Raw genomic sequence first — 17,565 nt, forward strand, 5'->3', positions numbered from 1 at the left:
CATGCTGCCCGGCACTGACAACGGCTCCGCCCGGCCTGCCTCGTGGCAAGGGCGCGTGACCAGTCGTGGCGTCGCCACGCTCTCCCCGCTCGAAGACGAGTCGTTCCGCGGTGCGCTGAAGCCCGAGGCGGTTGGGGCAGGACTCGGCCCAGTCGGCTGCTCCCCAGGCGTCTACTCCCCCAGGCGACCGTGACGGGCCTCGGCGCCATGCCCAGAGGGTCCCGGGGTCCCGGGGTCCCGGGGTCTCAGGGGAGGAACGTCACGGCGGGGAAGGCCGGGGACGGTCCGTCGAGCAGGTGTCCCGGGCGGTGGCGCAGGTGTTCGTCGAAGAACGCGAGCGGGTACGCCTGCTGGATCTTCACCGCCTGGTCGGGGTCGAGGGTGCCGATCACGTCCTGGAGCTGCTGCCCGCTCCATCCGAACAGCTTCGCCACCTGGGGGAACAGCGCCTCGTTGTCGCCGTACGAGATATGGGAGGCGCCCTGGGCCTGGATGTCCAGCCGCCAGCCCCGCAGATGCGACCAGAACGCGGCGGCCGCGGGATCCGTGGCCCGGGTGAACTCGGCGGACATCATCATGAACGGCCGGTCCAGGTCACCGGAGAGCGGCGGGTTCATCTGCATCGGACCGTCGAGGCTCAGACCGGCCCGGATGCGGTCGTCCGCGAGCGCGGCGCAGGCGGTGGCCGTTCCGCCCTTCGACCAGCCGAACGCGCCTATGCGCCGCGGGTCGAGGGAGCCGAGCAGCCCCGCCGGCAGGTGGCGCTGGTCGACGTCCGGATTGCACCCGGCGGCAAGCTGCTCGACGCAGTCGAGGACGAAGTGCAGGTCGGCCGCGAAGTCCCCGGGCAGCGTCGGTGCTTTCCGGTCGTAGAGCGGGACGGCGACCCGGCCGTCGGGGAATTCGGTGTACGTGTCGTACTGGTGGGCTATCGTCACGGCCGCGTATCCGTGGCTGGCGAGCTCCTGCACCATGACGGTGTGGTCGCCCTGGTGGCTGTGCGCGCCGTGCGAGAAGATGACGACGGGCAGCCGTCGGCCCGACCGCCGCACCGGAGCGCCCACGCGGCCGGCAGTGAGCGGTGCCAGGGGGATGAGACCGCTTAACCCGGCGTCGGTCAGGAACGCCTGAAGGGCGCCGGCCGGCATCCAGGGCGCCACCGGGTAGTCCTCGACGGCCCGGGCGGGGTACCAGACGGTGGCCATCAGCTCCCTGAAACGCCCGGGGCCCGCTATGTCGTCCGGGCGTGACCGGTCGACGAGGTGCAGCGGGACCGTGCCTACCGGGTGCGGGCCGGTGGGCGCGGGCAGCGTGAGCCGCTCCGCGGCGGGGCCGGGCCCGTCCGGGTCGGCCCACGCGGGGCTTGCGATGGCGACGAGGGGTACGGCGGCCAGCGCGGCTCCCAGCACGCGGCGGCGTGTCGGGCTCCTGTGGGCGGTGAAGGGCGAGACGGTCATGGGACCTCCGTGTCACGGATCGTCAATCGTGCCGTCACGGAAGGTCCGTGGGCACAACCGAACCCTGTCATATGCCCCTCCCGTACGGCATCGGCCCACAGGTTTAAATCCCAGGGTTGATGCGGTCCACGGTGCCGCCCTCCCAGGCCCAGGCCAGCAGCCGCACCACAACAAATGCAGCAGCACCGGCAGGGGCCGGTAGCGGCCCCGGGCGGGGCACTCGGTTCGAGCCATCCGACCCGTTGTGGACTGGCCCTGAACCTCACTCGCCGCCTCCTCCACCCCCGCAACTGCCGCTGCCGCTGCAGGCCGGGCGTCGCGCCGTCCCGTCCAGGAGCCCGGTGGCCCCGCCCAGCACGTACTCCGGCACGCGCGCGTCGCGCCCGGCCGCCTCCAGGCATCGCCTGCCCCTACGGGTCACCCGACGGTCCGCGCCCTACACCAGGCCCCATGCGGCCGGCCGACGGCCGATCTCCTGAATCTCCTGAATCTCCTGAATCTCCGGGAAGCGTTGCACGGCGGCGGTGCCGACGCTCTTGGTTCGCCCGCAGAACGCGAACACAGCACGCTCGACCGCATGCCCGGGCAGCTCCCCGTCCACCGTACGCACCTGCGAGGCGTGCACCACGAGCAGGCCGCGCCTGTTCAGCGCGACGATCGCACTGTCCGCCACCCGCCGGGCCCCGCCCGCCAGGAACGCGATCTCGTACACGTCCAGAGCCCGTATCTCCCCCAACCCCCTTGCGAACCGCCGGAACACCCACCGCACATCAGCCCCCCATCCGGCCCCCTTCATCCGCCGGCAGTGTCTCCAGACAGCACAGCGCCCCACCCTCTCGGCCGCAGCAACCGGTCCGTCCCGGCAGCGCCGGGCGCGACTCGGGCCGCGCCCGTTCTCGGGACGGCCGGCCCCTCGACCGCCGCGCCGGACCTATTCGCCTCTACCAGGCGTGCCAGAGCACACCATGACGGTGGCGGACCGGCGGCATGTCCGCGTCGTCAAGTTCGTGGCCGGCGCGGTGCAGTCCGCGGATCCGCTGGGCGTCGAGTCGGCTCTGGAGCCGGCCGCGGCCCTCAGCCGTAGCGATCTCGGTGGAAAACGAGCCCTTCCGGCAGTAGAGCGTCATCCATTGCCAAGAGGTGAGTCGGCGCAGCGTTTTCGCCGGGACGGGGCGGCGGCCTTCGCGGGCGGCTCGGGCCAGTTCGGCATTCGCATAGCGCAGGTCGTAGAGCGTCATGGACTCCGATGCGCCCTCTTGGAGTCGGAGCCGGCTGGGAGTCGTACGGACAGTGCGGGACATTGAAAGCCTCCGTGGGCCCTCTGGGCTTTCCAGAGGCACCTACGGTGGGTGCGTAGTCGTCAGCACAACGCAGCGCCCTTCGTTCGTCACGGCGATCCGGCAACGGAACAGTAGTCACGCGGAGACGTGGAGGACGAGACTTCCTGTAGCCAGGGCAAGGTGCTCCAAGGTCTCTCACGAACTGCGGTCACATCCAGTTCTGTCGATTCTCATCGCCGATGGGCGATGTCAGTGGGCCGTTGACAGGACGGTGCAGCCGTACCGCAGGGGCGGGACGGGAGCCGTCGCAGCCCACGGCCGGCCCTCAACACACAGCGCTCCATCCCGAAAGAGTATTTCGGGTGCCGACCGGACTCGGCTCGACCGAGGCGGCGGTCGCCTGCTGCGGCGGGTACGGGGCGCGGGTCGACCGCGATGACACTTTGTGGTTCTTCGGTGACGCGCGGTAGCTTGGCCGGGTGGTGTTCTCCCTCACCGGGTTCGCGGCGGCGGCCGCCGCGACCGTCCTGCTGTCACTTCCGCACCCCGCCCCGGCCCTCGGGCAGGCGCCGCAGACCTGCGTGCCTTCCGGGCAGGACTCCCGGGGGAGATCGTCCGTCGACCAGGGAGTGATCGCCTGGGAGGACGACACGGTCTTTGACGACGCCCGCGCGCATGCGGTCCGCCAGTGGACCAGCGGCAACCTCAAGCGGGTCACCTTCCACCCGGACACCGCCTCCGAAGTCGCCGACCTGGAGTGGAACGACACCCGGTCCAGCGGAGGCGACTGGAAGAACGTCCTCGCCCGCTGGACCGGACTTCCGGGCACCGACAGCGTCACCATGAACCGCTTCTACCTGGACGACGGAGCCGCCCGCGGGACGGCCACGCACCGGCGTCGTGTCGCCACCCACGAACTCGGCCACGCCCTCGGCTTCTGCCACAAGAGCACGCGAGTCGCCTCCATCATGTGGATCGACAACGCCGAGGCCGCGCGCGCCGGCATCAACGAAATCACCAGCACCGACCGAACCGCCTACCACCAGTTGTGGGGATGACCGTGAAGAAGCTCCTCGTCGTTGTCGTCTCGGCTGGTGCCGCCGCCGTCCTGGCCGGCGGGGCCTGGCTCGGCTGGGACCAGTACCGCACCGCGCACACCACGCACAGCGAGGCCGTCCACGCCTTCGACACCACCGACCCGAACCTGGTGGCGCCCGAGGCCACCGCGGTCTTCACCGGCACGGTCTTGGAAGACCTCGGCCGACGGACCGTCGAGGGCCTGCCCTCCGACGCCTACCGCGTCCGCGTCGACCGTGTCCTCAAGGGCACCGCATCCGGGGAGATGCTGGTCAGCCAGAGCGACGAGACCGAGCACAAGTACGTCGTGGGCCAGACCTACATCTGGGCCACCAATCCCGCCACCCGCCCCGAGGAAGGGGTGGCCCAGCTCTACGACGCCGACCCGCGCCCGGCCCGCGAGGCGGACATCGCCACCTGGACTGCCGCCTTGAAGCCCGCGCAATAGGCCGCCCTCGGGCTCCGCCGGGACCTGACGGCCGTAGAACCTGTCGCGGACGAGGGTGTGCATCACGCTCGGGGTCGTGGCGCAGTCGCCCTCGACCTCGACCTCGGCCTCGACGCTCTCGGCGAGGTAGTGGTGCACGTGGCGGACAGACCGTCGGTCCGGTCCGGCGCCGTGAACCGCATGGCGTGGACGGGGTCGAACGCGACCAACTACGAGGTGGTCCGCCGGGTCTTGTCCGTGCGCCAGATCTTGTCCGCGAAAACCAGCTCGCCGCCGTCCGAGCTGAAGGCCTGGGTCTCGCGGACGGTGCCGGGGAGGGGGGCGGTCTCGGTCACGCGGCTGACGGCCTACGTACGGAACCGGCGGGCGAGGGCCGAGGGGGCTTCTTGTCGTCCGGGTTCCAGTAAACGGGACGGCAGCGAATGGTGTCGGCGCCCCTGGGCCGTGCGCAGCGTTGTCCCCGGGCCGCGGTCGGGGTCGGCGTACCCGATGTCGGTGACCATGCCGGTCTCGGTGGTGATGCCGACGCAGGGCGCAGCCGGTGGAGGGCGGGCTCGTTGTCGCCGGTCGGGTCGGCCCGGTCGTTCAGCGGACGGCCGGTGAAGGTGACCGGCGGGCTGGGCAGGGATGCCACGACGTCGTGTCCGGTGTGCGTGAGGGCGGCGCGCCCCGGGGGCCCGCGCGGGCTGCGACCGGCAAAGGCAGAGGCCCTCCGCCGTCCGACGGCGCCGCGGGGCGTCCCGTCGAGCGGCTCGGTGGACGAGGTGGGGGCCTGGCCGTCCGGCTGTACGCCGTGACCCGAAGGGGCCAGCGGCATGGAGCCCGCCACGCCACGGGATCAAGGAGGATCGATTCGCCTGTCGGTGCCCCCCTAGGGTCGTGCCCGCAATGACCGACCCGCCTTCCTGGAAAGGGCCCCCTCCCCCATGAAGCTCCGCACCACCGCCGCCGCTGCCCTGGCGGCCTTCGCCCTGGTTCTGTCACTGCCCGGTTCGGCCCTCGCAGCCGAAGGCTACTTCCACTACAAGTACGTCGACGGATACGGGCAGGAGCAGCACGTCACCCTGCACGACCCGCACAGCGGCAAGTGCATCAACCTCCACGCCGTCAGCGACGACGACGAGCAGCCCGGCTACGGCCCGCACAACGACACGGACTCCGCGGTGGTCGTCTACGCCGGCGCCAACTGCGAGGGCCCGGAGTGGAAGCTGCGCGCGCACGGCAGCCCGGCCCGCGACGACCTCCTGGTCCGGTCCGTGCGCTTCGAGGTCAAGCCCGCTTAGCGGCACAGCATGCGAGCCCGGCGAGGCCCGGGGCGGCCAATCACCCCGGGCCTCAGGCCAGCCACCCACAGCGCCTCGGCCATCGGAGTGAGTGGCGGTGCCTCGATCCCGCGCGGCTCCTCTTCCCTGCGTCGTGAGGCGGCCGGGCCGGTGGAGCATCGACGAGCGGATAGCCGCTGGTGGACACCGTACGGATGCGTCCCGGGCGGTAGGTGGAGAGAACGGGCACTGCTCGGGTGCGGGGCGAGCCCGGCTGGTCGATCTTTGATGCGTCCGGGTGCGGGCGGGCGGTGCGTACGTCGTCCTCGGCCCGTCCCTGCCGCCTCCGCGTCTGGCCGGCCCGCGGGACGAGGCCGACTGCGTGGTCACTCTGGTTCACGCCCGGGACCACGGTCCTGGTCGGTGACGGCGTGGCGGTGCTCGACGTGTCCGCCCCTGCCGAGCCGGCCGACAGCGGGGACCGCATCGGCCGTCCCCGCGGATCCGATGCCGGTACCGCACCGGCCGTTGTCACCGCGGGGCCACCCGGCGTGCGTCTTCTGCACCTCCGGCAACACCGGGCACCCCAAGCGCGTGGTCGTGACCCACGCGAACCTCGCCGCCTTCACAAGACAGGCCCGGAGCAGACCACCTCGTGCCGGGCGGTGATCGCGTCGTCGGGGTCATCCCCGCGGGTGCGGGGAGCAGGCGTCGTGAGCTGCAACGTCAGAAACGTATTTCTGTGGGTACCGGCATTCCAGGCGACGATCGTCAGCCGCATCGGCTTTCCATGCGGATCCTCCCCCAGCCCCTCCAGGAGCCGAGTCCCGCGGAGGTGAGGGATGTGCCGTCGACGGCCTCGGTGGGCGGCGGGTTCTCCATGGGCTCGGCGTTCGCAGTGGCAGCGGAGCTGCGGTCCGTCCGGGTGCCCGGCGCACTTGCGCGCGATCCGCGGGGGACGGAACGATCGGCTTGTACGCGCAGCCTGAGCCGCCTCTGCCTAGGAGACCAGTGACCAGTACCGCATCCGCCGCCTACTGGGAGCCCCTGTGGGCCGATGGGCGCGGCTACCGGCCGCTGGAGGGGCGCGAAGCCGACTTGCTCCAGCGTGCGCTCGGCTCCGGGCGTGGGCGGGGCGCGCTCGACATCGGGTGCGGGGACGGTGGGCTCGCCCGTTTCCTCCACCACCGGCTCGGCTACCGCGTCACCGGCATCGACTGCGCCCCCAGCGCCCTCGCCGCCGCCCGGCGCTCCGAATCAGGCCCGGGCCCGGTCTGGCGGCTTATGGACTTCACCGCCGACGACCTCGGTGAACTGCCGGCGCCCGCCTACTCGGCCGTGACCTGCCGGCTGGTCTACCGGTGGGTGGACGACAAGCCCGCCTTCCTCGACCGCGTACGACGCGTCCTCGCGCCCGGCGGTGTCTTCTGGGTGGTCGCCGAGGTCGCCGGCCGCCGTGAAGAGGGTGATCCTCTCAAGGACCTCGCCATCACCGCCGGCGAGGCGGAGGCGCTCACGGCCGGATGGTCCTCCGTTCGGGTCGCCGACATCGACGTGCTGCGCTGCTACGCCCTGCGTCCCTGATCGCCGGCCCCGCTGAGAGTCGGAAAACGTCCCGGTGAGCACTCACGCCGCTTTCACCTCCGACATACGGGGAGGCGGACGCGGACGCAGATCCACCGGTCGCTGCGTGGTCGGGCTCCTTGCCAAGGAGCGTGCCGCAGCCTTTAGAAGGGATGCAGATGACCAGCGATGACGCTGCCGCGTTTCACCAGATCAAGATCCGTGTCGCGGGCCTGGTCCTGGACGGTCAGGATGTGGCGCTGATCCAGCGGACGAACGGCCAAGGGGTGGTCCACTACGCCCTGCCGGGCGGCAACGTGGAACCCGCCGAGCCGCTGCCCGCCGCTTTGCGGCGTGAGCTTCAGGAGGAGCTCGGTGTGGTTGCGGAGGACCTCGCGGAACCACCGCGCTTCATGTGGCTCCTGGATGCCATGGTGAGTCGGCCCGGCTCCACACCGCCTCGCAAGCTCCACCTCGTCTACCGGGTCCGTCTCCGGACGGGAGTCCGTCCGAGGCTGAAGGCGTTCGAGGACGATGACGCGGTCGGCCGAGGGGAGGTCGTCTGGGTGCCGTTCGACCAGACGGGTGACCTCGCCCTCTTCCCGCCCGTGCCCATCGCTGGTCTCGGGTCGTCCGACGCGTGCGTCGACGCCGGATCGGCCATGCTTCCCGCCCTGGACGACTCCAGCTACCGGTGGCTGTGACGGGGCGGCGGGCTCTCCCGCACATCAGCGGATGATGCCGGGTGGGGGCGCTGGGTGCGGCCCGCCGTTTCGGGGGCGGGGTGCGGGGCACACGACGTGGCATCAGAGGCTACATCGGGAGGGTTCATGTCCGGACTGTTCGCGAAGATCAAGCGGTTCAGCCGCAGCCCGCAGGGGCAGCGGACGATCGCCTCGGTGCGGCGCGCGGCTTCCGACCCGCGCAAGCGGGAGCAGGCCCGCGGGATGTTCAGGCGCCTTCGGGGCAGCCGCTGACCCGCCGTCCTCGGCCGGGCCCCGGCGGTCGTGTCCCCCTCGCGACGGTCCCGGGGCCGGTACGGCGCCGGCCGCGCTGGGGGCGCATCACCCGGCGGCCCGGCGCCGTACCGGCCCCCGGGCCAGGCACCGGCGGGCGCCGGGGCCGCGCCGACAGTAGCGTGACCGCATGCGTACATGGACGGGCAAACCGTACCCCCTGGGAGCGACGTACGACGGCTCCGGAACCAACTTCGCACTGTTCTCCGAGGTCGCCACAGGCGTGGAGCTGGTCCTGCTCGACGACGCCGGGCGCGAGACCCGCGTACCGATGACCGAGATCGACCGGTCCGCCTGGCACATCTACCTCCCCGACGTGGGTCCCGGCCAGCGGTACGGCTACCGCGTCAGCGGCCCCTTCGACCCGGCCGCCGGGCACCGCTGCAATCCCGCCAAGCTGCTGCTGGACCCGTACGCGACCGCGATCGACGGCCGGCTCGACCACCACGAGTCGCTCTACGGCCACCGCTTCGCGGGCGGCGCCGAGCCCAACGAGCTGGACAGCGCGGGCCACACCATGCTGTCGGTGGTCACCGACCCCAGCTTCGACTGGGGCGACGACAAGCCGCCCGGTCACGCGTACGCGGACAGCGTCATCTACGAGGGCCACGTGCGCGGCCTCACGCGCACCCATCCCGCCCTGCCCGATGAGCTGCGCGGCACCTACGCGGGCATCGCCCACCCCGCCGTCCTCGAGCACCTCACCGGCCTCGGCGTGACCGCGCTGGAACTGATGCCGGTGCACCAGTTCGTCCAGGACGGCCACCTGGTGGAAAAGGGACTGTCGAACTACTGGGGTTACAACACCATCGGTTTCTTCGCCCCGCACAACGCCTACGCGGCCACCGGGGGCCGCGGCGCGCAGGTCACCGAGTTCAAGCGGATGGTGAAGGCGCTGCACGCGGCGGGCATCGAGGTGATCCTCGACGTCGTCTACAACCACACCGCCGAGGGAAACCACAACGGGCCCGTGCTGGCGTTCAAGGGGATCGACAACGCCGCCTACTACCGCCTGGCCGAGGAGGACCGCTCCCGGTACTACGACACCACGGGCACCGGCAACAGCCTGCTGATGCGCCACCCCAACGTACTGCAGCTGATCATGGACTCCCTGCGCTACTGGGTCCAGGAGATGCACGTCGACGGCTTCCGTTTCGACCTGGCCGCCACCCTCGCCCGCCAGTTCCACGAGGTCGACCGGCTCTCCGCCTTCTTCGACGTCATCCAGCAGGACCCGGTGATCAGCCGTCGCGTGAAGCTCATCGCCGAGCCCTGGGACCTGGGCGAAGGCGGCTACCAGGTCGGCAACTTCCCACCCCTGTGGTCGGAGTGGAACGGACGCTACCGGGACACCGTCCGGGACTACTGGCGCGGCGCCGACGGCACCCTCGGCGAGTTCGCCTCGCGCATCACCGGCTCCGCCGACCTGTACGAACACGACCGGCGCCGTCCCCTCGCCAGCGTCAACTTCGTCACGGCCCACGACGGGTTCACCCTGCGCGACCTGGTGTCGTACGACCACAAGCACAACGAGGCGAACGGCGAGGACGGCCGGGACGGCGAGGACCACAACCGGTCCTGGAACTGCGGGGTGGAGGGAGAGACCGACGACCCCGGTGTGCTGGCGCTGCGGGAGAGGCAGCAGCGCAACCTGATGACCACGCTGATCCTCTCCCAGGGCATTCCGATGATCAGCCACGGGGACGAGCTGGGCCGTACCCAGGGCGGCAACAACAACGCGTATTGCCAGGACAATCCGACCACCTGGATCGACTGGGACCTCGACGAACGCGGGCGTCGGCTCCTCGACTTCACCTCTGGTCTCATCCGGCTCCGCCGCCGGCACCCCGTGCTGCGGCGCAGGCGCTTCTTCTCGGGGCGGGCGGTCGGACACACGGGCCGCCTGCCCGCGGACGTCGAGTGGCTGCGTCCCGATGCCACGCCGATGCAGGACGAGGACTGGACGGCGCCACGGGCCCGCGCGCTGACCGTGTTCCTGAACGGTGAGGCGATCACCGAGCCGGACCCCTACGGGAACCGGGTCACCGACGACTCCTTCCTGCTGATGTTCAACAGCTCGGACAGGGCCGTCGACTTCCGCCTTCCCGGCGACCGGTTCGCGGTCCGCTGGGCGCTGCTGGTGGACACCGCGAGCACGGACGCCCCGGACGAGCGGGAGCTGAAGGCGGGCAGCGTTCTGCGGCTGGAGTCGTACAGCACCGTGGTTCTGCGCAGTGCCCGGGAGGACGCGGCGCCGGAGGAGATCTGACGCGGGGTGTGTGCGGGCGCGTCCGGCGCAGGGCCAGGCGGCAGGCGGCAGGCGGGGCGCGCACGGCAAGGCCGGCCGGGCAGCAGCCCGGCCGGCCGGCCTTGGGACTTCGTTTCGCCCCTTCCGCCACGGGGGCGTCAGGCGGGGCGGCCACCGAAGGGAGCGCCGGTGCCGTAGTACGTTCCCAGTTCCTCGCGGTAGCCCGCGTCACCGAGGTGCTTGTCGCGGTGGAACTCCGGCGCGTTCTTGATCTGTTCCTTCGTCCGTTCGACGAAGATCTTCCGCTCGTCCGGGTCGATCCGGGTCACGGTGCCCGCCGGCAGCAGGACTTCCTTGCCGAAGATCCACACACCCGTGTCCACGACCAGGTAGGCGTCACCGACCTCGTCGGAGTGCTTGTCGACCTTGCCGATGGCACCGTCCGTCGCCTCGACCTTGTATCCGGTCAGATCGGTGCCCGCCAGGTGTCCTGCGGTCGACTGGTAAGCCCACACATGCTCAGTCACGCGAAAACAACTCCTCATATCTCAGAGACGAAGCGGCCTCAGCCGCGACTCTTTCGTGCGCCGTACGCGCATTCGCCCGCAAGGCTCTTTTTTTCGGTGTCGCTACCAGCGGTACCAGCGGCCACTGCTGCCCTTCGGGCGGGCGACGAATCCGATCAGCCAAATCACCAATACGATGACGGCGATCCACCACAGTGCCTTCAGGGCGAAACCCGCGCCGAAAAGGACGAGGGCCAGAAGAAGTACGAGAAGCAGGGGAACCATTGTTATCAACCTCCGCAGCACCGCATGCCCGGCATTGTCGAACTCACACACCCGTCGTGCGACTTCGCGGATCAGCGGACCTGAAGTGTGTGGGGCGCCTGTTTGAAGTCCGCCGGAGCGTCCACAAGAGGCTGGGTAAGGCTTTCGACTAGCACACAGGGAGTGATCAGCTGTGTCGGGTGAGCAGAAGAGCGAAGCCAAGGCCGAGCAGGCCAAGGGCAAGCTCAAGGAGACCGCCGGCCGTTTGACGGGCAATGAGCGGATGACCGCCGAAGGCCGCGCGGAACAGGCCAAGGGCGATGCCCGCGAGGCCAAGGAGAAGGCCAAGGACGCCTTCAAGCACTGACGCGCAGAGGGCACGAGTCGGGGCCGGCACCGCAGTCGCGGTGCCGGCCCCGGCTCACGGAACGCGGGTCAGCCTGCCGACCGGGCACGGGAACGGGCGGCCCGCCGCTTCGCGGCCCGGCGTTCGTCCTCGCTCATGCCGCCGCACACACCGACGTCCTGGCCTGCTTCGAGGGCCCACTGGAGGCACTCCTCCATGACGGGGCAACGGCGGCACACCGCTTTGGCCTCCTCGATCTGGAGCAGGGCCGGACCGCTGGACCCCACGGGGAAGAACAGCTCGGGGTCTTCCCAACGGCAGGCAGCCTCGTCGCGCCAGTTCATCCTCTCTCCTCCATCCTCTTGACCGAATCCCTATCCCCACGCTCCTGGCCGGTATCGGCCCGTCCATGCAGGGCCGGGGCGAGTACTTGCCGCTTCGGCATCGGCCGCCTGATGCGCCGGGACCGAGGGGTTCGAAACCCGATACCGGGGCATTCCCCACAAGACCCGCCTTTTCCAGCCGATGGGAGCAGCAGTGACCACTTACGTCATCACCGTGCCCGGCACGTTCCTGAAGGACGTCGACGATGCGGCCCGCTCGGCGCTGGCGAGGAGTCTGGCCTCCCACCACACCGACTTGAGCGAGACCGAAGACGTGGAGCTGCTGACGGTCCACGAGGACGGGACCTTCTCCGTCCGCCTCGAAATCGAGGCCCCGGACCGGGCGGCGGCCGAGGAAGGGGCCGTCCGCCTGGCCGGCGGCGCCCTCCGGGAACTGGGTTACTCGGAGAAGGACGCCCCCCTGGGGCCGCCGGCCGTGACCGGCATCGAGGGTGAGCTCTGAGACGACCCGGTCATTCAGCTCCGGTCGTTCCGCTCTTGGGCCGGGCCGGCGCTACCGCTCGTCGGGGGCGCCGCCCGGCTCTTCCGGCTCTTCCAGCTCTTCCGGCTCGACGACGTGGACGGCGGCTTCCTCGGCGCTCGCCGCGCCACCGTCGATGCCCACGTCCTCGGCGGTGAGCTCCGCGACGGTGTCGGGGTGTGCGCCTTCGTCCGGCGCCACCATTCGGCCGGCGCGCCCGGTGCCGACCTCGCGGTCGAGCGCTTCGCCCTCACCGCCCGGCAGGTCGCCGATCCCGTCGCCTTCGGCCTCCCCCACGTCGGGCACCTCCTGGGCCAGCCTCTGGTCGAGGCTTTCACCTTCCCGCTGCTCCGCGGCGGTGGTGCCCGGCTTGGTGACCCCCAGCGGCCGTTCCGGGGGCGAGTAGCCCTCGTCCAGCATCGCGTCGTACGTGCGCTCGTCCACGGCGTTCTGGAGGTCCAGCGGCGCCGCGTCCTCCTGCTCCTCATTGGTGCCGGTCGGCTGGTAGGCGTCGTCGGCCTGCGGTGTTTCACTCATCGGGATCTCCTCGCGTCGGCATGGCCTCTCTACGCGCTGCTGTCCCTCCTACCCCACCCAAAACATGCCATGCCGGTACGGATCCGACCGCCAGGACCAGCGCCACGGGCCTGGCCGCCGGGGGCGCCGCGGGCGCCGCTAGGCTCGCCCCGTGGGTGACATCGTGGTGGTGCGCGACGGCTCCGGGCCGGAGGTCCTGACGGTGCACGGCGGAGCCGGCCCGCGGACGACCTGGGGCGCTCTGGCCGCGCTGGCGGACCGGTGGACGCTGGCGCATGTCCACCGCCGCGGATATCCGCCGAGTCCGCCACCGCGGGGGCGTCAGGACTTCGAGACGGACGCGCTGGACCTGGCGCCGCTGCTCGCCGGCCGCCCGCACGTCATCGCCCACTCCTACGGCGTCCTCGGGACGTTGCTCGCGGCCGCTGCCGCGCCGGGCGGCGTGCGCTCGCTCACCCTGATCGAGCCGCCGCTGACCTACCTCGTCGCCGACGACCCCGACGTGGCGCGGCTCGGGCGCATCGGCGACGCGGTCCTCGACCGCGGCATGGACGCGGACCCGGCCGAGCTGCGGGAGTTCCTGCGTCTCGCGGGCGCGTCCGTCGGCGACGGCCCGCTCCCCGCGGGCGTGGTCGCCGGCGTCCGGCGGGCGCACGGCAGCCGGCCGACGAGCGAGGCGCGGCCACGGCTCGACGTGGTCCGGGACGCGGGTATCCCGGTGCTCGTCGCGTCCGGAGCGCACGCGGCCGCGCACGAGCGGATCTGCGACGCCCTCGCGGACGCGCTGGGCGGCGAGCGCAGCGTCCATCCGGGCGCCGGTCACTTCGTAGCCGCGGCGCCGGGCTTCACCGAACGGCTCGAGGCCTTCCTGCGCGAGAACGGCACGTGACGAGCTCACCCCTCGCCGGCACCGGCACTTCCGCGTGGGCGGTCCCGCTCGCTTACGGCGCCCTGGCGGTCGCGCCGGCCCGCGCGGTACCGCGTTGGCTGGATGCCGAACCCGTTCCCAGCGGTGTGGGCGATCCCGACGGAGAGACCTCCCTGGCGCCGCTCGCCGGCCTGTCGGGAGGCTTCGCCGTCCTGCTGGGCCTTTCGCTCCTGGTACGCCACCTGATGACCCGGGCCGGGCGGCGCGGCGCGGAGGCGGGAACGGGCCGGAGCTCACCGGGTGCGTGACAGGCCGATCGCGAGGAGGCCCACGGCGGTGGCGGTGCCGAGGAGGGCGGTGGCGAGCATGCGGCGGAGCAGGGCGTGGTAGCGGCGGGCGTATTCGTCCCTCAGTTCCTGGCTGCGGCTGGTGACCTCGTGCAGGACCTGGCGCGTGCGGGCGAGGTGGCGGGCGGCGTAGAGGCGGATGACGTCCTCCCGTTCCGCGCCTCCGAGCCAGGGCAGGCAGTCGGCGAAGGCTTCCGCTTCGCGGGCGGCACGGTGGTGGGCCGCGCGGCTCATCAGGTACCCCTCCAGCTCGGCCAGGCCGGCGCTCACGTCGTCCCCGTGCATGTCGCTCACCCCTTCAGCCCGTGGAAGGGCCTTGGCCCGTTCCCGGGGACTCGCGGTTCCGGGGGTCGTCGAGGACGTCGCGCTGGGCGCGGTCGTTGGCCTCGTCGAGGGCGGCGATCTCGGGATGGTTCAGGTCGAAGGCGGGGGATTCCGACCGGATGCGGGGCAGGGTCACGAAGTTGTGGCGCGGGGGCGGGCAGGAGGTGGCCCATTCCAGGGAGCGGGCGAAACCCCAGGGGTCGTCGACGGTGACGCGGGGGGCGTAGTGGGCGGTCTTCCACACGTTGTAGAGGAACGGCAGGGTGGAGAGGCCGAGGAGGAAGGCGCCGATGGAGGAGAGGGTGTTGAGCCCGGTGAAGCCGTCGGCGGCGAGGTAGTCGGCGTACCGGCGGGGCATGCCCTCGGCGCCCAGCCAGTGCTGGACGAGGAAGGTGGTGTGGAAGCCGATGAACAACGTCCAGAAGTGGATCTTGCCGAGGCGTTCGTCGAGCATCGTGCCGGTCATCTTCGGCCACCAGAAGTAGAAGCCGGCGAACATGGCGAAGACGACCGTGCCGAAGACCACGTAGTGGAAGTGGGCGACGACGAAGTAGGTGTCGGTGACGTGGAAATCCATCGGAGGCGAGGCCAGGATGACGCCGGTGAGCCCTCCGAACACGAAGGTGACGAGGAAGCCGATCGACCACAGCATCGGCGTCTCGAAGGAAAGGGAACCCTTCCACATGGTGCCGATCCAGTTGAAGAACTTCACCCCGGTCGGCACCGCGATCAGGAACGTCAGGAAGGAGAAGAACGGCAGCAGGACGGCTCCGGTGGCGAACATGTGGTGGGCCCACACCGTCAGGGAGAGTCCTGAGATCGCGATCGTCGCGCCGATCAGGCCCAGGTAGCCGAAGAGGGGCTTGCGGGAGAAGACCGGGACGATCTCGGTGACGATCCCGAAGAACGGCAGCGCGATGATGTAGACCTCGGGGTGCCCGAAGAACCAGAACAGGTGCTGCCACAGCAACGCACCGCCGTTGGCCGGGTCGAAGACGTGCGCGTTGAAGCGCCGGTCCGCCTCCAGCGCCAGCAGCGCGGCCGCCAGCACGGGGAACGCGAACAGTACGAGGACCGATGTGAGGAGGATGTTCCAGGTGAAGACCGGCATCCGGAACATCGTCATCCCCGGCGCGCGCAGGCAGATGATCGTGGTCGCGAAGTTGACGGACCCCAGGATGGTGCCGAAACCGGACAGGGCCAGCCCCATGATCCACATGTCGCCCCCGATGTAGGGGGTGCGCTCGCCGCCGCTGAGCGGCGTGTAGGCGGTCCAGCCGAAGTCCGCGGTCCCCTGGGGGGTGAACAGGCCGGCCACGACGATGATGCCGCCGAACAGGAACAGCCAGAAGGACAGCATGTTCAGCCGCGGGAACGCGACGTCCGGGGCGCCGATCTGCAGGGGCATGATGGCGTTGGCGAACCCGGCGAAGGTCGGCGTCGCGAAGAACAGCAGCATGATCGTGCCGTGCAGGGTGAAGGTCTGGTTGTACTGCTCGCTCGAGATGATCTGCATCCCGGGCCGGGCCAGCTCGGCGCGCAGGAGCAGGGCCAGGAGGCCGCCGATCAGGAAGAACCCGAAGGACGCGATCAGGTAGAGGTGCCCGATCTTCTTGTGATCGGTCGTCGTCAGCCACGACACGATCACCTGGCCCGGTGTCCGGCCGGGCGTGGGAACGGGAGCGATCGGCTCGGTCATCGTCACCATGACAAGCCCTTACGGCAGAGGGGTTCGGCGAGCGCGCCGGGGCCCTTCCGGCGTCCAGCACCCCACGCGCTCCCGATCTGTCTACCGTGAACCGTGGATCCCGCGGCACTGCCACGCGGGCGCGTCCAGGTGACGGGAAGGGCCCTTCCCCTCGCCGGCACCGCATGGGCAGGTCAGTGACCTCGACGGCCGCCGCCCCCCACGGCTCGGCCGGCCCTGCGCAGCAGGCCGCGCAAGCGCCGGAGTGGATGCGGCGACGGGCTTCGCCAGGCCGGGGGCTCCTCCGGGAGCAGCGGTACGCGCGGCATGAGGTAGCGCACCCCGTCGAGCTCCATCTCGCACAGGTACGCGCCGCCCGTCTCCGCCAGCGTGACGCTCAGCGGGCGCGGCGGGGATCCGGGGAGTTCGGCGCGCCACACGGTGCGGTCCTCCCGGGGTGCGGGGCCCTGGGCGACGACCTTCCCGTCGACCAGCACCTCGACCGGGCGGGAAGCTCCGGCCATCTGCACGGTGACCGAGTGGCCGCCCCGGTCCAGGTGGAAGCGGGGGTGATCAGCCATACCTCCAGCGTACGGCCGCGCCGTCGGCGCCCACGGGCCCACGCCGTACGCCGGGGCCCCCGCGGGGTCGTCGCGTCGGCGCGGTATTCGACTGCGCCGGTGAGAACCGGGAAGGATGTGCCCATGCCGTCGTTCCCCTCGACTCCGCCGAGACCCGCAGGGGCATATCCGCCGCATGGATGTTCGGTTAGGCTTGCCTTGCCTGGTGTGCGTACCCGGGCGGACAGTTCGGGTTCCGGGCCGCAGGTGGTACCGCGGGACGGAACGGGCAGAAGCGGGGTGCAGGTGAGAGACGGTGATCGGGTGCGTGTGCGTCCGGCGCCCGCTCGGGCGGGACGCCGATGCGGGTGACCGCCGGCGCGGCCGCCGGCCCGGTGCCGGGGACGGGGCGTCGTGAATAAGATCGCGCTGACGGCCGGAGTCCTGTACCTCATCGTGCTGCTCCGCGCCGGAGGGACGTTCGCCCTCGGGTGGCTCGCCGGCGCCGGTGCCCGGCGCAGCAGGTTCGGCGAGCGGATCACCTCGGCGAAGTTCCAGCGCGCCGAGCGGGCGATCCAGCGGTGGGGGGCGCCGGTGGTGGCCGTGTCGTTCCTGACCGTCGGTTTCCAGACCGCCGTCAACTTCCTCGCGGGCAGCATGCGCATGCCGCTCACCCGCTATCTCCCCGCCCTGTTCGTGGGCGGAGCGGTCTGGGCGCTGATCTACGCGACCGCAGGGCTCGGCGTGCTCGAAGTGCTGGGGAGGCTCTTCGCCGAGCAGACGGCCCTCGGCGTGTCCGCCGTGGCCGTCCTCCTCCTCGCGGTGTGCGCGGTGGTGGTGTACCGCAGGAGGAGGCAGGCCCCGTCCGGCCGTGACGCCATGACCGACGGATCGTGAGCCCGTCACGGCGG

At 71.1% G+C, this 17,565-nt stretch carries 25 protein-coding genes; 13 read left to right on the forward strand and 12 right to left on the reverse strand.

The features are described 5' to 3' along the window. Nucleotides 1–245: 245 nt before the first annotated feature. From ACZ51S_RS16795 to ACZ51S_RS16805, 3 genes are all read right to left on the reverse strand, one after another. The gene (locus ACZ51S_RS16795) at nt 246–1,457 is read right to left on the reverse strand and encodes an alpha/beta hydrolase family protein (RefSeq protein ID WP_468961245.1); all 1,212 of its coding nucleotides are present in this window, start codon (nt 1,455–1,457) and stop codon (nt 246–248) included. A 436-nt stretch (nt 1,458–1,893) separates the two neighbouring features. Beyond that, nucleotides 1,894–2,253 (reverse strand): TIGR04222 domain-containing membrane protein, encoded by a 360-nt coding sequence (locus ACZ51S_RS16800; protein ID WP_468474508.1) that lies wholly within the window; start codon nt 2,251–2,253, stop codon nt 1,894–1,896. Nucleotides 2,254–2,398: 145 nt separating this feature from the next. After that, entirely contained in the window at nt 2,399–2,695 is a 297-nt protein-coding gene (locus ACZ51S_RS16805) for a hypothetical protein (RefSeq protein ID WP_468474509.1), read from the reverse strand. 521 nt (nt 2,696–3,216) lie between these two features. Here ACZ51S_RS16805 and ACZ51S_RS16810 point away from each other — a divergent pair. Together ACZ51S_RS16810 and ACZ51S_RS16815 are read left to right on the forward strand one after the other, a co-directional pair. Next, complete coding sequence (locus ACZ51S_RS16810; protein ID WP_468474510.1) at nt 3,217–3,795, forward strand: matrixin family metalloprotease; 579 nt, start codon at nt 3,217–3,219, stop codon at nt 3,793–3,795. Next, a complete protein-coding gene (locus ACZ51S_RS16815) occupies nt 3,792–4,262 on the forward strand; it encodes a hypothetical protein (protein WP_468474511.1) in 471 nt (156 codons plus the stop codon). Before ACZ51S_RS16810 ends, ACZ51S_RS16815 begins: the two co-directional genes overlap by 4 nt. Nucleotides 4,263–4,471: 209 nt before the next feature. Here ACZ51S_RS16815 and ACZ51S_RS16820 read toward each other — a convergent pair whose 3' ends face one another. Next, entirely contained in the window at nt 4,472–4,597 is a 126-nt protein-coding gene (locus ACZ51S_RS16820) for a hypothetical protein (RefSeq protein WP_468961247.1), read from the reverse strand. 591 nt (nt 4,598–5,188) lie between these two features. On the opposite strand from ACZ51S_RS16820, the gene ACZ51S_RS16825 reads away from it, so the two are divergent. Together ACZ51S_RS16825 and ACZ51S_RS16830 are read left to right on the forward strand one after the other, a co-directional pair. Then, on the forward strand, nt 5,189–5,545 hold the full coding sequence (locus tag ACZ51S_RS16825) for a hypothetical protein (RefSeq protein ID WP_388940497.1): 357 nt from the start codon (nt 5,189–5,191) through the stop codon (nt 5,543–5,545). 486 nt (nt 5,546–6,031) lie between these two features. Continuing rightward, the gene (locus ACZ51S_RS16830; protein WP_468803247.1) at nt 6,032–6,193 is read left to right on the forward strand and encodes an AMP-binding protein; all 162 of its coding nucleotides are present in this window, start codon (nt 6,032–6,034) and stop codon (nt 6,191–6,193) included. Here ACZ51S_RS16830 and ACZ51S_RS16835 read toward each other — a convergent pair. Further along, nucleotides 6,150–6,305 carry a hypothetical protein gene (locus ACZ51S_RS16835; protein ID WP_468474683.1) on the reverse strand — a complete coding sequence of 52 codons (156 nt, stop codon included), beginning with the start codon at nt 6,303–6,305 and terminating at the stop codon, nt 6,150–6,152. The genes ACZ51S_RS16830 and ACZ51S_RS16835 overlap by 44 nt on opposite strands. Before the next feature lie 230 nt (nt 6,306–6,535). On the opposite strand from ACZ51S_RS16835, the gene ACZ51S_RS16840 reads away from it, so the two are divergent. The 4 genes from ACZ51S_RS16840 (at nt 6,536) to glgX (ending at nt 10,372) form a co-directional block, all read left to right on the forward strand. Next, nucleotides 6,536–7,108 (forward strand): class I SAM-dependent methyltransferase, encoded by a 573-nt coding sequence (locus ACZ51S_RS16840; RefSeq protein ID WP_468474514.1) that lies wholly within the window; start codon nt 6,536–6,538, stop codon nt 7,106–7,108. A gap of 158 nt (nt 7,109–7,266) precedes the next feature. Next, the gene (locus tag ACZ51S_RS16845; RefSeq protein ID WP_468886049.1) at nt 7,267–7,791 is read left to right on the forward strand and encodes an NUDIX hydrolase; all 525 of its coding nucleotides are present in this window, start codon (nt 7,267–7,269) and stop codon (nt 7,789–7,791) included. 126 nt (nt 7,792–7,917) lie between these two features. Beyond that, nucleotides 7,918–8,064, forward strand: coding sequence for a hypothetical protein (locus ACZ51S_RS16850; protein ID WP_468474516.1), 147 nt, complete (start codon nt 7,918–7,920; stop codon nt 8,062–8,064). A 169-nt stretch (nt 8,065–8,233) separates the two neighbouring features. Further along, nucleotides 8,234–10,372 carry a glycogen debranching protein GlgX gene (glgX, locus tag ACZ51S_RS16855; RefSeq protein WP_468961250.1) on the forward strand — a complete coding sequence of 713 codons (2,139 nt, stop codon included), beginning with the start codon at nt 8,234–8,236 and terminating at the stop codon, nt 10,370–10,372. A gap of 137 nt (nt 10,373–10,509) precedes the next feature. Here glgX and ACZ51S_RS16860 read toward each other — a convergent pair whose 3' ends face one another. Continuing rightward, nucleotides 10,510–10,896 (reverse strand): PRC-barrel domain-containing protein, encoded by a 387-nt coding sequence (locus ACZ51S_RS16860; RefSeq protein WP_388940507.1) that lies wholly within the window; start codon nt 10,894–10,896, stop codon nt 10,510–10,512. 84 nt (nt 10,897–10,980) lie between these two features. After that, nucleotides 10,981–11,142, reverse strand: coding sequence for a DUF5670 family protein (locus ACZ51S_RS16865; protein WP_467893176.1), 162 nt, complete (start codon nt 11,140–11,142; stop codon nt 10,981–10,983). A gap of 172 nt (nt 11,143–11,314) precedes the next feature. On the opposite strand from ACZ51S_RS16865, the gene ACZ51S_RS16870 reads away from it, so the two are divergent. Continuing rightward, entirely contained in the window at nt 11,315–11,488 is a 174-nt protein-coding gene (locus tag ACZ51S_RS16870) for a CsbD family protein (RefSeq protein ID WP_388940509.1), read from the forward strand. A 68-nt stretch (nt 11,489–11,556) separates the two neighbouring features. On the opposite strand, the gene ACZ51S_RS16875 is transcribed toward ACZ51S_RS16870, so the two are convergent. Beyond that, nucleotides 11,557–11,811, reverse strand: a complete 255-nt coding sequence (locus ACZ51S_RS16875; protein WP_388940511.1) for a WhiB family transcriptional regulator — start codon at nt 11,809–11,811, stop codon at nt 11,557–11,559. A 193-nt stretch (nt 11,812–12,004) separates the two neighbouring features. On the opposite strand from ACZ51S_RS16875, the gene ACZ51S_RS16880 reads away from it, so the two are divergent. Next, nucleotides 12,005–12,313, forward strand: coding sequence for a hypothetical protein (locus tag ACZ51S_RS16880; protein WP_388940513.1), 309 nt, complete (start codon nt 12,005–12,007; stop codon nt 12,311–12,313). Between the two features lie 51 nt (nt 12,314–12,364). On the opposite strand, the gene ACZ51S_RS16885 is transcribed toward ACZ51S_RS16880, so the two are convergent. Beyond that, nucleotides 12,365–12,868: a DUF5709 domain-containing protein gene (locus ACZ51S_RS16885; RefSeq protein ID WP_468474518.1), complete on the reverse strand. Its 504-nt coding sequence runs from the start codon at nt 12,866–12,868 to the stop codon at nt 12,365–12,367. Between the two features lie 151 nt (nt 12,869–13,019). Here ACZ51S_RS16885 and ACZ51S_RS16890 point away from each other — a divergent pair, with 151 nt between their 5' ends. Further along, on the forward strand, nt 13,020–13,757 hold the full coding sequence (locus tag ACZ51S_RS16890; RefSeq protein ID WP_468474519.1) for an alpha/beta fold hydrolase: 738 nt from the start codon (nt 13,020–13,022) through the stop codon (nt 13,755–13,757). Then, nucleotides 13,754–14,044, forward strand: coding sequence for a hypothetical protein (locus ACZ51S_RS16895; protein ID WP_468474520.1), 291 nt, complete (start codon nt 13,754–13,756; stop codon nt 14,042–14,044). Before ACZ51S_RS16890 ends, ACZ51S_RS16895 begins: the two co-directional genes overlap by 4 nt. On the opposite strand, the gene ACZ51S_RS16900 is transcribed toward ACZ51S_RS16895, so the two are convergent. The 3 genes from ACZ51S_RS16900 to ACZ51S_RS16910 all read right to left on the reverse strand — a co-directional run bounded on the left by ACZ51S_RS16900 (nt 14,030) and on the right by ACZ51S_RS16910 (nt 16,675). Continuing rightward, nucleotides 14,030–14,368 carry a hypothetical protein gene (locus tag ACZ51S_RS16900; protein WP_468474521.1) on the reverse strand — a complete coding sequence of 113 codons (339 nt, stop codon included), beginning with the start codon at nt 14,366–14,368 and terminating at the stop codon, nt 14,030–14,032. The two genes, ACZ51S_RS16895 and ACZ51S_RS16900, sit on opposite strands and share 15 nt — an antisense overlap. Nucleotides 14,369–14,381: 13 nt before the next feature. Further along, nucleotides 14,382–16,115, reverse strand: coding sequence for an aa3-type cytochrome oxidase subunit I (gene ctaD, locus ACZ51S_RS16905; protein WP_388940521.1), 1,734 nt, complete (start codon nt 16,113–16,115; stop codon nt 14,382–14,384). Nucleotides 16,116–16,288: 173 nt separating this feature from the next. Continuing rightward, nucleotides 16,289–16,675 (reverse strand): hypothetical protein, encoded by a 387-nt coding sequence (locus ACZ51S_RS16910; protein ID WP_468474522.1) that lies wholly within the window; start codon nt 16,673–16,675, stop codon nt 16,289–16,291. A 393-nt stretch (nt 16,676–17,068) separates the two neighbouring features. On the opposite strand from ACZ51S_RS16910, the gene ACZ51S_RS16915 reads away from it, so the two are divergent. Further along, nucleotides 17,069–17,551, forward strand: a complete 483-nt coding sequence (locus ACZ51S_RS16915; RefSeq protein WP_468474523.1) for a DedA family protein — start codon at nt 17,069–17,071, stop codon at nt 17,549–17,551. The last annotated feature ends 14 nt before the right edge of the window (nt 17,552–17,565 follow it).

Source organism: Streptomyces sp. NPDC034043, from assembly GCF_055575675.1.